The organism is Lacticaseibacillus hegangensis, from assembly GCF_003946465.1.
Classification (GTDB): Bacteria; Bacillota; Bacilli; order Lactobacillales; family Lactobacillaceae; genus Lacticaseibacillus; species Lacticaseibacillus hegangensis.
Window position 1 is genome coordinate 1 of sequence record NZ_RHOL01000020.1, and the last position, 14,340, is coordinate 14,340.

Consider the following 14,340-nt stretch of genomic DNA (forward strand, 5'->3'; position numbering starts at 1 on the left):
AGATTCCACCTCGCGATGGACACCCTTGCCCTTGGCTAGCGGTTCCGACTACTACGGCCCGCAGTGGACTTTCACCACCAAGTTGGCGCCCATGCCGGGCGCACCAAAAAAACACCCACCCGACAAAAGTCGGATGGGTGTTTCCCAACGCTGTGAATTACAGCTTTGTAACGTTAGCAGCTTGTGGGCCGCGGTCGCTTTGTTCTACTTCGAAGCTAACAGCTTGGCCTTCGTCAAGCGTCTTGTAGCCGTCGCCTTGGATGGCGGAGAAGTGAACAAATACGTCCTTGCCGTCTTCACCAGTGATGAAGCCGTAACCCTTATCAGCGTTGAACCATTTAACAGTACCCTGTTGCATAATGTGTGAATCTCCTTCATTAATACTAAAGTGACAAAACAACTTGGTAATCGCTGAAAGAAATCCATTATGCTAGCACAACTGTTTCAGTTCATCAATTACTTGAACCTAGTATAACACGGACCACCAAGAAAAACTAATCAAATGTCCACGCAAACGAAAAGATTCGCGTTACAATCAAAAGCAGCGCTATTACATAGCAGAAAGCAGGTCTTTTTTTGAACGACATTAAACCTCTTACGATCAAGCCCAATCTCTTTCACCTGTTCTTCCAGCTGCTGGTCGGTTTCGCGCTGGTGTTCGCGGCCGGCGTCATTGTGACCCGCCAAGGCGCCGTCATCGGCGGCGGGGTCGGCCGCACGATCATGATCGCCGGCTGGGCGATTCTGGCCGTCGCCATTGCCTACTTCATCGTCCAGCTGCTTTCCGGCCTCAGCCACCCGAGCCTGATTTTTGACCACGCGGGCATCACCGACAACACGGCGGTGTTCGCCTGGCGCGGCAATTTCCTGCCCTGGGAAAAAGTGTCCGGCATGGCGGTGATTCACTCGACGTTGATCCTCAAAGTGAAAAATCCCCCGCGCCAGCGCCGCAACGCCTTGATGAAGCAGCTCAGCCGCGAGTTTGACGCCAATTACACAATTGACATCAACCTGATTGCCGAAGCGGACCTGGAAGCCATCAAGACCATCGCCAACCAACTCGATCAAAAAACTGGTGTCTGGCAGCACCTCGGTGAAAATGACTAAATGAACGCCTGACCGTCTGCAACTTCGCAGACGGTTTTCTTTTTCCGCCAGCAAAAAGGCGCTTGCTTCGCGGCAAGCGCCTAAAACTCATTCCATCAGCTTACCAGCCCTGGGCCATCATCGCGTCGGCGACCTTGGTGAAGCCGGCAATGTTCGCGCCGGCATCGTAATCCTCACCCAAGTCGTATTCCTTGGCCGCGGCCACGGACTTTTGGAAAATGTTGACCATAATGTCTTTCAGCTCGCCGTCGACGGTCGCAAAGCTGTCGGCCTGGCGCCGCGAATTCTGACTCATTTCCAGCTCGGACACCGCAACGCCGCCGGCATTGGCAGCCTTGGCCGGGCCGAACAGCAACCCGGCTTTTTGATACTCGGCGATGGCTTCAGGGGTGCTCGGCATGTTGGCCCCTTCGGCCACGGCGATTGCGCCTGCCTTGGCAATGCGTGCCGCCTGCTCGCCGTTAATTTCATTTTGGGTCGCACACGGCAGCGCGATGTCGTACGTCAGGCCTTCCGCATCCCACAGCGACCCGGTATGGTACGTCGCGCCGGACACGGCGTTGGCATAGTCGCTCATGCGGCCGCGCTTGACCTCCTTGACCTTTTTCAGCGTCGGCAAATCGATGCCGGCTTCTTGGATCACATAGCCGGTGGAGTCGGACGCGGAAATTACCGTTGCGCCCAGCTCTTGGGCCTTTTGAATCGCATAAATGGCGACATTGCCAGCGCCAGAAACCACGACGCGCTTGCCCGCCAGCGTCTGGTCATTGTGCTTCAGCATCTCGTCGAGGTAATACAGCAGGCCAAACCCGGTTGCTTCAGTGCGGGCCAAGGACCCGCCGTAGCTGAGGCCCTTGCCGGTCAGCACGCCGCGGTCGGACTCGCGCAGCCGCTTGTACATGCCGTACAGGTAACCGATCTCGCGACCGCCAACGCCAATGTCACCGGCCGGCACATCGAGGTCAGGACCGATGTATTTTTGCAGCTCGATCATAAAGCTCTGGCAAAAGCGCATAATCTCGGCGTCGGACTTGCCCTTGGGGTCAAAATCCGAGCCGCCCTTGGCACCACCGATTGGCAGGCCAGTCAGCGAATTTTTGAAAATCTGCTCAAAGCCCAAAAACTTGACGATGGACAGGTTGACCGACGGGTGCAAGCGCAAACCACCCTTGTACGGGCCGATGGCAGAGTTGAACTGCACGCGAAACCCGCGATTGACCTGCATGTGGCCCTGATCATCCTGCCAGGCGACTTGGAACTGAACCGCGCGCTCGGGCTCGGTCAGGCGTTCCAGAATGCTTGCCGCGATGTACTCGGGGTGCTTGTCGAACACCGGGGTCACCGCATCAAGAAAATTGAACACTGCCTCTTGAAACTCGGGCTGATTTGGGTCGCGCCGCTGAATCGTCTGCTTCACTGCCTCAATATATGCCGTTGCTTGACTCATCGTATCACCTATCTTTCGTTAGATTGCTCAAAGTTTACCATAATCAGGCTGGTAATGACGGCGCTTACCGAAAAAAATCAGGGCCGTTTCCTATTTGAGCCAAAAAAAGTCGCTGCACTCTGGGTGCAGCGGCCGGTTTGTGCAATTAGTTTTCTTGAGGGGCGGCGTCGCGCAGCGCGTCATCCGGTTCAGGCTGGTGTTCAGCTGCGCGCACGGCCGCCTTCATGTCGACCGGGTGGCCATTTTTACGGGCGTCGGCGTATTCGGCCGTTGCGGTGAACAGCAGGTCTGAAGCGGAGTTGACCGCTGTTTCCACGGAGTCCTGGATGACCCCAATGATGAAGCCGATGCCGACCACCTGCATCGCAATATCATTGTTGATGCCAAACAGCGAAGCCGCCATGGGAATGATCAACAGCGACCCGCCGGCAATGCCGGAGGCGCCGGTGGCGGCCAGCGCGGTCAGCAGGCACAGCAGAAACGCGAGTGGGAAGGACACGTGAATGCCCAACGTGGTGCAGGCGGCCAGGGTCATCACCGAAACCGTGATGGCTGCGCCGCCGCTGTTGGCGGAGCCGCCGAGCGGAATCGAGACCGAGTAAGACGACTTGTTTAGCCCGAGATCCTCGCAGGCCTGCAGGTTGATTGGAATGTTGACGGCCGAGCTTCGGGTGAAGAACGCGGGAATGCCCGAGCGCTTCAAGGTCCACAGCGTCAGCGGGTAAGGATTCTGATGCGTCAGGCCAAACACCATCAAGGGATACACGACCAGGTAGACAAACGTCATCGTTCCGACCAAAAGCAGCACCAGCTGGCCATAACGCGCGACGCCGGCAAACCCGGTTTCGCTGATGGTAGTGTAAATCAGGCCGGCGATCCCGAACGGCGCGAACTGGATGACCGTTTGCGCCACGCCGGTGATGGCGCCGGAAATCTCCTTGATCACCGAGCGCGTCTGCTTGGAGGTCAGCCGCAGCGCAAAGCCGATCATTAGCGCCCAAAACAAAATCGACAGGTAGTTGGCGTTGACAATCGCGGCCAAGGGGTTCCCCACCGCGTTTGTCAGCAGATCAGACAGGACTTTGCCCAAACTTTTGGGGGCAGCGGCCGCCGCGACGTGCGCTGCTTTAGGCAAAACCAGGTGAACTGGAAACAGGTAGGAGGCGCCGACTGCGGCAAATGCCGAGAGCAAGGTCGCGCTCAGGTACAAGATGATCACAGTGCCGAAGTGATTCGTGGCGCCGGACTTATACCCCGAGACTGCCGACATGATTAGGAAGAAAACCATGACCGGCGCGATACCCTTCAACGCGCCGACAAAGAGTTGGCCCAAAATGCCGATTGCTGTCCATGAAGGGACTAGCCAGGCCAGCAGTGACCCCACGGCCAGCCCAATAATGATGCGAACGATCAACGACACAGATTTGTACTTGGCATACATAAGCCTCGCCCCTATCAGAAGTAATAAACTGTATTGTACTCGTATCATAAACGACTGTCCAGTAATTGAGCACATAAAGTGATTAATTCAGGGATTTATACCGGGTCTCAGACGTCTTAATCGCTGATTCTACAGCATAGGTAGCGGTTTCTCACCAGGAGCGCTATTCTAAAGGGGAAACATTTTTGAAAGGCGGGACAAGTATGATTTTAGGTTCGATCGAAGCAGGCGGCACCAAGTTCGTCTGCGCGACAGGCACGGCAGACGGCAAGGTGGAAAAGCAGGTCCGCATCCCCACGGGTACGCCCGAAGAAACTATTCCGGCAGTGATCAAGTTTTTCCAGGACAACCCGGTGGACGCCATTGGGATTGGGACATTCGGCCCAGCCGACATCGACCCGGCCAGCCCCACATACGGCTATATCACGTCGACCCCTAAGCCCGGCTGGCGCGACTACAATTTTCTCGGTGCGATGAAAGCCGCGATCGACGTGCCTTACGCCTTCACCACCGACGTCAACGAGGCCGGTTACGCGGAGTGGCGCGCCGGCGCGGGGCAAGGCCACAAGAATATGTTGTACTGGACCGTCGGCACCGGCATTGGCGCCGGCTACATCCACGATGGCAAGCTGCTGCAAGGCTTCTCCAATCCGGAAATGGGCCACATCATGATGCCCCAGCTGCCTGGTGACACCTACAAGGGCCGCTGCCCGTACCACGCCAACCACTGCCTGGAAGGGCTGGCTGCCGGTCCCGCGGTTGAGGAACGCGCCGGCAAAAAAGGCCCCGAGCTGGCGCCTGACGACCCGGCCTGGGACCTGGAAGCCGACTACCTGGCAATCGCGTGCGTCAACGCGGCAATGATCCTGTCACCTGACATCATCGTCTTCGGCGGCGGCATCATGCACCAAAAGCAGCTGCTGCCAAAGATCCGCGCCAAGTTTGCCGAGCACAACAACGGCTATGTCGCGACCCCTGACTTGGACGATTACATCGTTCGCATCGGCCTGAACGACGAAGCCGGCGTGATGGGCGGGTTCTTCCTAGCCGCCGACGCGTTGAAATAGCTAAAAACGAGCGACTCACTGTGAAATTGCCAGTGAGTCGCTCGTTTTCTAAAGAAATCGTCACCGTGCAAATCGTCGGTATCGAAGATTACCATTGAGAAAGGAGATATGGTCCATGCTAAAGCGAGAAAATCAGATTCAGCTGACTGACGCGGGCGAGACATCTGCTGCAGATCTAATCGCCGAGACGCTAGAGATGTATGAAATCACTCAAAGAGACTTTGCCAGGCGAATTGGCGTTTCCCAAAAGCATCTCTCTCAAGTGCTCAATCATAAGGCCTTTATCTCTGCAACCGTTGCTCTGTCTATTGAGAAAGTCACTGGTATTCCTGCTAAACTGTTGCTGCGCTTGGACACAAACTATCATCTTAAGCACGCGGAGAAACCGGCGGCCGGCAGTGCCCAAAAAATCCGGAGTATCTCAAACGTTATCAGTGGGCAACGGCTTAAACCCATTTTCGATTGCGCGGTGGTGAAAACCATCGCGCAATTTTTTGTTCCTACTGAGCAACCCCAATGAAATGGTATACGCCACTCAAAAAGGCGACCGCAGCCGCCTTCGTATGACTATTCAAACACCATTTGATTTCGGTACAACTCGGCGTAAAAGCCGTGCTGGGCCAGCAGCTCCTGATGACTGCCCTGCTCGATAATGCGGCCGTGCTGCAGCACCACAATGCGGTCCGCGTTCAGGATGGTCTTCAGCCGGTGGGCGATGACAAAGCTCGTGCGGCCCTGGATCACGTTGTCCATCGCGGCCGGAATCTTGGCCTCGGTGACGGTATCGACGTTCGACGTGGCCTCGTCGAGAATCAGCAGCCGCGGATCGGTCAAGATCGTGCGGGCGATGCTCATCAGCTGTTTTTGACCAGCGGAGAAAATGTTCTGCTCGTCAGACACCTTGGTCTCGTAGCCTTCGGGCAGGCTTTCAATGAAGTCGTGAATGTTGGCCTGCTTGGCCGCGTCGATCACCCGGTCCATCCCCGCCTCCGGGTCACCGAAGCGGATGTTGTCGGCAATGGTGCCGGTGAACAACTGTGGGTCCTGAAGCACGATGCCGACTGTGTGGCGCAGCTGCGCCAGGTCGAACTCCCGCAGGTCGGTACCGTCGATAGTGATGCTGCCGGAATCCAAATCGTAGAAGTGATTCAGCAGGTTCATCACCGTCGTTTTCCCGGACCCGGTCGGCCCCACCAGTGCGACCATCTGGCCTTTTTGGACGTCGATGGTCACGCCGTGGAGAATCTCCTTGCCCGGCAGGTAGGAAAAGCGCACATCGTCGATTTTCAAGGCATGGTCGATGTGGTCGATCGGTTTTCCATTGGCCCGCCGGACCTCGTCGGGCTGGCTGCGGACCTCGTCGACCCGCCGCGCGCCAGTGATGGCCAGCTGGATCATGCCGTACAAGCTGGTCAGCGTGATGATCGGCTGGTAATACTGCTGGGCATAGTTGACGAACACCACGACCAGTGCCAGTGCGGCGCCGGTGCTCAGGCTGCCGCCAAGGGCCAGCCAGGAGCCGGCAAAAATCACAATGGCGGTGTTGAGCAGCGACATCCCCGACAGCAGCGGGCTGAGAATCCCGGACCAAATCTGGCCCTGGGTTGCGGTTTTGCGCACGCGCTGGTTGTAAGTGTTGAAGCCTTCAACCGAGTCGTGCTGCAGACCGTTGGTGATGATCACCTTCTGGCCGGTGACCTGCTCGTTGATGTAGCCGTTCAAGGCGCCAATGTCGGTTTGCTGCTGATCCACGGCGACAGCGGCTTTTTTCATCACCAGGGCCGCGATTAGCAGGGCCACTGGTGTCGTACTCATCGTCACCCAGGCCATGGTGGTGCTCTGGTTGAACATCATAATGAGAATGCCGATCATCTGGGCAATGGCCAGGAGAAAATCGATCAGCGCCTGGTTCAGCGCGTTGAAAATGTTATCCAAGTCACTGGTGTAGCGCGCCAGAATGTCACCATCGGAGTGCTGGTCGAAGTATTCGACCTTCATCCGCTGCATCTTGCGAAACAGCCCGATGCGCATGGTCCCGGTCGAGTACGCGGTGACCTTGGCCAGCAGCCAGGACGCGATCAGCAAAGACGACGCGTCGCCGAAGTAAAACAGCACGTAAAACAGCAGCGTGTGGTGGAACGTGGTCAGGCTGGCGCCGGCCCGCGTGGCGGGGTTCGTCCAGGCCTGCACATAGGTGGTCAGCTCGCTGATGGCACGGCCCAGGTAGGTCGGGGCGATCACGACGCAGGCCGTGCTGATGCCAATGAGCACCGCACTCCAGAAGAACGGCCAGCCGTAAGGTTTGAGGTAATGCCAGTAGTAACGCCCGGCAAGTTTGATGTCTTTCATTATGCTGGCAGCCTCCCTTCCTTGGCCTTTTGGGTTTGATAAATTTCCTGATAAATAGTGTTGTCACGGACGAGCTCCTGGTGCGTGCCTTTGCCGACGACCCGGCCGCCATCAAGCACCAGGATCGAATCGGCACGGATGATGGACGAGATTTTCTCGGCGATGACCACGGTCGTCGTGTGCTTCAGGTCGCGGTCCAGGGCTTCCTGCACCAGTTTCTCCGACTTGGCGTCCAGCGCCGAGGTTGCGTCGTCCAGAATCAAGATCTCCGGGTTCGCGATCACGCCTCGCGTGATGGCTAGGCGCTGCTTTTGCCCGCCGGAAAAATTGGCGGAGCGCTCCTCGACCGGCGCGTCGTACGTCTCTGGCAGGCGCTCGATAAATTCAGCGGCCTGGGCGATTTCCGCCGCGCGGTGCATGCTGGCGGCCGTCGCCTCTTTTTTGACCTGGCGCAGGTTCTGGGCGATGGTGCCGGAAAACAGCGTCGAGCGCTGCAGTACAAAGGCCACGGCGTCGCGCAGGGTCGCTTCCGGCAGCTCGCGCACGTCGACGCCGCCAATCAGCACGCGCCCGGAATCCGGATCAAACAGGCGGGCAATCAGCTGGGCCAGGGTCGTTTTGCCCGACCCGGTCGCGCCGACGATGCCAAGCATCTGGCCAGCCGGCACGGTGAACGAGACGTCCTTCAAGGTCGGCGTCTCATCGCCGGGATACGTGAAGGTCACGTGGTCGAACGTGATGTCACCAGCGACCTTTTTCTCCGGGCCGTCCACAAAATGCATACTCGGCTGGTGGTCGAACACCTCGCGCACGCGCCCCATCGAAATGAAGGCGCGGGACGCGAAGGTCATGATGAACGAGCCGTTGATCACGGCAAAGAGAATCTGCCCGAGGTACGAGGTGAAGCTGGACACCGCGGCGATGTACGCCGGGTGCGCCAGGACCTGCGTGCCGACCAGGTAGACCGACCCCGCGATCGCGATGTTGGCGGTCAGGAAAAAGGCCGGCATCAGCACCGCGAACAGCTCGCCGATACGCGTGGTGACATCGCGCAGCTCATCAGACGGCTTGGCGAAGGTCTTGATCTGGTTATCCTCCTGCACGAAGGACTTGACCACGCGAATGCCCATCAGATTTTCCCGGGCGACGGTGTTGACGTTTTCAATCAGCTGCTGAGTGCGGCCAAACAGGCTGCTCATCTGTTTAAAGGCGACCACGGCGACCAGGACGATAATCACCAGCATGGCGAGGATCACCCACCACTGCTGCGGCATCGTTGTCAGCGCCAGGGCCAGCGCGCCAAAAAAAAGCAGCGGAATGCGCGTCACCTGCTGGAAGGCCGCCATCACCGCGCCTTGGATCTGCTGCACGTCGTTGGTCATCCGCACCACCAAATTGGACGCCGAGAAAGTCTCGATGTCGGCGTACGCAAACGACTGAACATGCCGATAGATGTCGGCCCGCAGATCGGTGGCCACCCCCAGCGCCAGGCGCGCCGAGTACACAGTGTTGACGATCCCGCCGGCAATGCCGACCACTGCCAGCACGATCAGCCAGATGCCGTTTTGCCACACCGCCGTGCGGTCATGCGCCATGATGGCGGTCATCACCGTTTGCAGCAGCCGCGGCTGCCACAGGGTCGCAAAGACCAGCACCAGCACAGCCAGCGTCGAAATAAGGGCGTCCTTTCGGTATTTTTTCAGGTACGGTAACAGCACTTTCATCTTGTTTCTCCTTAAAATCTCAGTTTGACCAGCTTACCCGAATTTTTAATAACTAGCAAGTCAAAAAGGGGCCAGTGCTGCTGCCAGCGCCGAACCCCCAAACCTTCACATAAACTTTTCTGCACTTCCGGCCGGCACGCGCACCAAGTCGCGGGCGACCAGCTCTTCGGCGATTTGCACCGCGTTCCAGGCTGCGCCCTTCAGCAGGTTGTCCGACACGACCCAGAGGTTGTAGGCCCCTGATGTCTCCTGGTCCGGCCGGATGCGGCCGACAAAGGTGTCGCGCGACCCCGCCGCGTTAATCGGCTGCGGGTATACCTGGTTGGCCGGGTCGTCCTGGACGACCAGCCCCGGAAAGCCGCTCATGGCTGCACGCAGCTCATCGGCGCTCGGCGTCTGGCCTTCGCCGACTTCAAACCACACGGACTCACCGTGCGCGATCGGCACCGGCACGCGGACGCAGGTCGCGGTGACCTTGATGGCCGGCGAGTTCTTGTCACCCAGCATGATTTTCTTGGTTTCGTGGATCATTTTCCACTCTTCATGCGTGTAGCCGTCTTCCTCGAACACGTCGATCTGCGGCAGCAGGTTGAACGCCAACGGGTAGTGGTGCTCGGCCCCTTTGACCGGCAGCACCGCGGCGTCCATCGGCTTGCCTGCTAGGTAATCGCGGGCCTCGTCTTCGAGCTCATTGATGGCACTTTGCCCGGCGCCACTGGCCGCCTGGTAGGTCGACACGATGATGCGGCGCAGACCGAACGCGCGGCGCACGGGCTCAAGGGCCATCATCATCTGAATGGTCGAGCAGTTGGGGTCGGCGATGATACCGTTGTGGTGATTGAGCGCGTCGGGGTTGACCTCAGGCACGACCAGCGGCACGTTATCATCCATGCGAAAATGTGACGTGTTGTCCACGCAGACCGCACCGCGTTTGACCGCCTCGGGCAAAAGCCTGGCGGATACCGAACCGCCGGCCGAGGCCAAAACGAGATCGACCCCGTTAAAGGAATCGGGTGTCGCCTCCTCGACCGTCACCGGCTGGCCCTTGAAGGTCAGCGTTTTGCCGGCAGAGCGCGACGACGCCAACAGGTGGACTTCCTTGACGGGAATCGTCGACTGTTCGAGTTGTTCGATCATGCGCGTGCCGACCGCGCCGGTCGCGCCTAAAATTGCCACCACATATGCTTTTGCCATTGTGCTACTCCTTTTGGGCCACGAAGCGCTGAATGCGCCTTGCCGCCTCAGTCAAATTCTCGGTCGACGCCGCGTACGACAAACGCACGTGCCCCTCCCCGCCTGGGCCGAACACCGAGCCGGGCACCAGCCCGACCTTGGCGTGCTCGGCCAGGTCGTACACAAACTGCACGTCATCAGTGCCAAATTGGGCCGGCAGCTTGGCGAAAATGTAAAACGCCCCGGCCGGCTTTGGCGCCGAAAAGCCGACCTGCGTCAGGGCCGCCATCATGAGGTCGCGCCGCTGTTGGTAGACTTTTTTCATCGCTTCGGCATCCCCATCGCCGGCCGGGCTCATCGCCTCTTCGGCCGCCTTCATCATCGGGCTGGCCGCCGTCGTCACCATGAACTGGTGCATTTTGCCGGCCAGCTTGATCAAAGGTGCCGGGCCGGCCAGATAGCCGATGCGGTAGCCGGTCATCGCGTGGGACTTGGACAGTCCGGAAATCAGCAGGGTCTGGTTCGGCAGCAGGTGCGCCAAGCTGAGGTGCTTTTCCTCGTAGCTGAGTTCGGCGTAAATCTCGTCAGACAGCACCAGCAGGTCGGTATCGGCGATCACCGCCGCCAGCGCGCGCAGCTGCGCGTGCGTGTACGTCGCGCCGGTCGGGTTGCTCGGGTAATTCAGGACCAGTCCCTTGGCGTCTGGGTGCGCCGCCAGCGTGTTTTGCAGCAGTTGCGGCGTCAGCAAGTAATCCGGCGCGGTGTTGACCTGCACCACGTTCAGACCCGCCACGGTCGCGACCGCCTCGTACAACGGGAACGTCGGGGTGGGAATGATAATGGTGTCGCCGGGATTAAACAGCCCCGCGATAGCCGCGTGAATGCCTTCGGTGGCGCCAACGGTCACGACCACTTCGCTTTGCGCGTCGTAATGCGCGTCAAACGTGGTCGCCAGGTAATCGGCGATCTCCTGGCGCAGCTTTGCGTAGCCAAACGACGGCGCGTAATGCGACCAGTCGGCATCAACGGCGGCGTCTGTTGCCTGTTTAATGTGCTCAGGCACCGCAAAGTCCGGCTCGCCCAGGGTGAGCTTGATGATCCCAGGAATCGGGGAAATTTTGTTGTCGACCTCGCGGATGGCGCTGGGCGGCACGGCCGCGACCTGGCGATTGCCGAGGCCGGCCAGACTTTTTTTCAATTCAGGCATAATCAGTTTTCCTTCTATCTAATGAATTTACAGCAGTGCATCCAGACCCACGGTCAAACCGACCGGCAGCGTCTTGACCTGGCGCGCGGCCAAGGCCACGCCCGCCATGAAGCTCGAGCGGTCAAACGAAACCTGCTTGATCGACAGGCTTTCCCCGGCGGCACCGAACACAACTTCCTCCTGGGCCACATAGCCCGGCAGGCGCAGCGCGTGCACTGGCACGTCGTCCAGCCACTCGCCGCGCGCCGGCGCATCCTGGTGCGGCGCGACCGGCTTTTTGGTCCGGGCTTCTGAGATCAGTTTGGCCGTCGCCTTGGCGGTGCCGGACGGCGCGTCCAGCTTGTCGGAATGGTGCGCCTCAACGACCTCGGCGTCCGGGAAGTACTTGGCGGCCTTGGCGGCAAATTGCATCATCAACACCGCCGAAATGGCAAAGTTCGGCACGATCAACAGGCTTTGCTCGTTACCTTGGGCAATCGCGCCCAGCGCCTCTTGGTCGGCTTGGCTCAGCCCACTGGTGCCGATCACGGCATTCATGCCGTGGCTCAACGCATACTCGGCGTTTGCGCGTGCGGCCTGCGGCAAGGTGAAGTCCACCCAGACATCGGCCTGAACGTTGATGTCAGCCAAGCTGGTGAAAAACGGAAACGCGGCCTGCTCTTTGGCCTCCGGCGCCAGGCCGCCAACAATGGTCAGATCCTGTTCACCGGCCATCATGGCTGCGACCTGCCGGCCCATTTTGCCGAAAACCCCGGCTAGAAAGACGGTTGTCATTGTGTGACCTCCAATTCTCCCAGTGAGTCAAGGACGACCTGGGTTTCCGTTTCGTTCAGCGGCACCATCGGCAGGCGCAGGCGGTTTTGAATCTCACCGCGCCGGCTCAGCGCCATTTTGACTGGTTCCGGGGACGGATAGGCAAACAGCGCGTGCATCCGCGGCGTCAGCCAGGCCATCTGCTGATCGGCAGCCGTGATCGCACCGGCGTCCAGTTCGTCGATCACTTGCTGCATCTGGTTGCCGTACAGGTGCGACGCGACGGAAATCACGCCGCGCGCGCCGACCTTCAGCGCGTCTTCGAACTGATCGTCGTCGCCAGTGTACACGGCAAAATCCTTTGGCAGGTGCTGCACCAGCCAGGCGAGGTCCTCGACCGTGGTGCACTGCTTGACGCCTTGGATGTTCGGGTGCTTGGCCAGCTGCGCAAGCGAAACGTTGGACAGCTGGACCACCGAGCGGCCCGGAATGTTGTAGATGATGACGGGTTTGGCACTGGCGTCGGCAATCGCCGTGAAGTGGGCGATCATCCCCGCCTGGCCGGGCTTGTTGTAGTACGGCACCACGGCAAGCACTGCGGTGATGGCGGAAATCGATGAAACCTCCTTGGCAAACGCGACAGACTCACGTGTGGAGTTGGTGCCGATGTTGGCGATCAGCGCCGCGCGGCCTTTGAGGACCTGGCCGACATGTTCGAACAGGCTGACCTTTTCCACGTGCGACAGCGTTGGCGATTCGCCGGTGGTCGCGCCGACCACCAGCCCCGTGGTGTGCTCGGCGAGCAGCCGCTCGATCAATTTGTCGAGCGCCGGGTAGTCAATCTCGTCGTGTTCATTAAACGGCGTGATCAGCGCTGTCAGGATCGGATGATTTTCTAACATATTATGCTTCCTCCATGCGATGCTTTAAAAAGCCAACGAACGCGTCCACGCCCGGTTTCAGGGCCGCCTCGTCGGGGCTGAGCTCAGCCGAATGCAAGCTGTGCGCCGGGTCGTTCACGCCCAGCCACACCATGGTGCCGGGAAACTGCTGCAGTAAGAACCCAAAGTCCTCACCGGTCATGGCCGGGGCAATGTCGGCAAAATCAACGGCTGGCGCCTGCTTCATGTAACTGATCAAGTCGGCGGTTTGCGCCGGGGCGTTTTCCACCGGCATGTAGCCGCCTTGGATCAGCTTCAGGTCGGCCTTGACGCCGTATGTGGCAGCGACGCCTTCTGCAATCTGCCGCACGCGGGCTTGCATCATTTCGATGTCGGCTTGGCGAAAGGCGCGAATCGTACCGTCCAGCCGTGCCGATCCGGCGATCACGTTGCCGATGGTGCCGGCGTGGAAGGTGCCCAGGGTGACCACCCCGCCGCGGACCGGATCGACGTTGCGCGAGACGATGGTTTGCACCTGCATCACGAACGCGGCGGCCGCCACGATGGCGTCATTGGCCTTTTGGGGAAAAGCGGCGTGACCGCTTTTGCCAGTGAACGTCAGGTGAATCTCCGTGGTGCCGGCAAACAACGTGCCCATTCGGGTCGCGATTTGGCCGGCTGGCAGCGCAGGATTGTCGTGCAGCCCGTAAAATTCGTCGGGCCGCCACTGGCCCGTGAAGGCGCCGGCGTCAAACACGCGCTTGCCGCCGTACTCCGCCTCTTCCGCTGGCTGGAAAAAGAACACCAGGTTGTCTTTGGGCTGATGAGTGGCGAAATACGCCAGAATGCCCATCGCGACCGTCATGTGCACATCGTGGCCGCAGGCGTGCATCACGCCGGGGTGGTTTGAGGCGAACGGCAGGCCCGTTTTTTCCTCGACCGGCAGCGCGTCGATGTCGGTGCGGTAGCCCAGCGTGCGGCGCGGCGCGGTGCCTGCCAGGTGCACCAGCAGCGCGGTCGGCACCTCCTCGACGTGTTTGACGGTCAGCCACGGGCAGTCCAGGTGCTGCACAAATTCTTCGATGTACGCCTGAGTTTGGACCTCGTGCAGCGCCAGTTCCGGAATGCGATGCAGCGCGCGCCGCACTGCAATCAGCTCGGCTTCAGTTAAAGTAGCCATGGATTTGCCTT

General features: G+C 59.4%; 13 protein-coding genes. 3 read left to right on the forward strand and 10 right to left on the reverse strand.

Annotated elements, in window-relative coordinates; translation table 11 throughout:
* Window positions 1–157 precede the first annotated feature (157 nt).
* Window positions 158–358 carry a cold-shock protein gene (locus EKM86_RS07360; protein ID WP_054662248.1) on the reverse strand — a complete coding sequence of 67 codons (201 nt, stop codon included), beginning with the start codon at window positions 356–358 and terminating at the stop codon, window positions 158–160.
* A 218-nt stretch (window positions 359–576) separates the two neighbouring features.
* Here EKM86_RS07360 and EKM86_RS07365 point away from each other — a divergent pair, with 218 nt between their 5' ends.
* Window positions 577–1,107, forward strand: a complete 531-nt coding sequence (locus EKM86_RS07365; RefSeq protein ID WP_125756595.1) for a hypothetical protein — start codon at window positions 577–579, stop codon at window positions 1,105–1,107.
* Between the two features lie 100 nt (window positions 1,108–1,207).
* Here EKM86_RS07365 and gdhA read toward each other — a convergent pair whose 3' ends face one another.
* Both gdhA and sstT read right to left on the reverse strand, forming a co-directional pair.
* Entirely contained in the window at window positions 1,208–2,554 is a 1,347-nt protein-coding gene (gdhA, locus tag EKM86_RS07370) for an NADP-specific glutamate dehydrogenase (protein WP_125756597.1), read from the reverse strand.
* Window positions 2,555–2,699: 145 nt separating this feature from the next.
* On the reverse strand, window positions 2,700–3,995 hold the full coding sequence (sstT, locus tag EKM86_RS07375) for a serine/threonine transporter SstT (protein WP_125756599.1): 1,296 nt from the start codon (window positions 3,993–3,995) through the stop codon (window positions 2,700–2,702).
* Between the two features lie 203 nt (window positions 3,996–4,198).
* Here sstT and EKM86_RS07380 point away from each other — a divergent pair, with 203 nt between their 5' ends.
* Both EKM86_RS07380 and EKM86_RS07385 read left to right on the forward strand, forming a co-directional pair.
* The gene (locus tag EKM86_RS07380; RefSeq protein WP_125756601.1) at window positions 4,199–5,062 is read left to right on the forward strand and encodes an ROK family protein; all 864 of its coding nucleotides are present in this window, start codon (window positions 4,199–4,201) and stop codon (window positions 5,060–5,062) included.
* 115 nt (window positions 5,063–5,177) lie between these two features.
* Window positions 5,178–5,582: a HigA family addiction module antitoxin gene (locus tag EKM86_RS07385; protein WP_225419379.1), complete on the forward strand. Its 405-nt coding sequence runs from the start codon at window positions 5,178–5,180 to the stop codon at window positions 5,580–5,582.
* A 47-nt stretch (window positions 5,583–5,629) separates the two neighbouring features.
* Here the strand turns inward: EKM86_RS07385 and EKM86_RS07390 are convergent, their stop codons facing one another.
* The 7 genes from EKM86_RS07390 to EKM86_RS07420 form a co-directional block, all read right to left on the reverse strand.
* Window positions 5,630–7,411, reverse strand: a complete 1,782-nt coding sequence (locus tag EKM86_RS07390; RefSeq protein ID WP_125756603.1) for an ABC transporter ATP-binding protein — start codon at window positions 7,409–7,411, stop codon at window positions 5,630–5,632.
* Window positions 7,411–9,135: an ABC transporter ATP-binding protein gene (locus tag EKM86_RS07395; RefSeq protein ID WP_125756605.1), complete on the reverse strand. Its 1,725-nt coding sequence runs from the start codon at window positions 9,133–9,135 to the stop codon at window positions 7,411–7,413. Before EKM86_RS07395 ends, EKM86_RS07390 begins: the two co-directional genes overlap by 1 nt.
* Window positions 9,136–9,240: 105 nt before the next feature.
* Window positions 9,241–10,329, reverse strand: a complete 1,089-nt coding sequence (locus EKM86_RS07400) for an aspartate-semialdehyde dehydrogenase (RefSeq protein ID WP_125756607.1) — start codon at window positions 10,327–10,329, stop codon at window positions 9,241–9,243.
* Window positions 10,330–10,333: 4 nt separating this feature from the next.
* Window positions 10,334–11,515, reverse strand: a complete 1,182-nt coding sequence (locus EKM86_RS07405) for an aminotransferase class I/II-fold pyridoxal phosphate-dependent enzyme (RefSeq protein WP_125756609.1) — start codon at window positions 11,513–11,515, stop codon at window positions 10,334–10,336.
* Between the two features lie 27 nt (window positions 11,516–11,542).
* Window positions 11,543–12,289: a 4-hydroxy-tetrahydrodipicolinate reductase gene (gene dapB / locus EKM86_RS07410; RefSeq protein WP_125756611.1), complete on the reverse strand. Its 747-nt coding sequence runs from the start codon at window positions 12,287–12,289 to the stop codon at window positions 11,543–11,545.
* Window positions 12,286–13,170, reverse strand: coding sequence for a 4-hydroxy-tetrahydrodipicolinate synthase (gene dapA, locus EKM86_RS07415; RefSeq protein WP_125756613.1), 885 nt, complete (start codon window positions 13,168–13,170; stop codon window positions 12,286–12,288). The genes dapB and dapA overlap by 4 nt, the downstream gene beginning before the upstream one ends.
* Before the next feature lies 1 nt (window position 13,171).
* A complete protein-coding gene (locus EKM86_RS07420; RefSeq protein WP_125756615.1) occupies window positions 13,172–14,329 on the reverse strand; it encodes an N-acetyldiaminopimelate deacetylase in 1,158 nt (385 codons plus the stop codon).
* Between the last annotated feature and the right edge of the window lie 11 nt (window positions 14,330–14,340).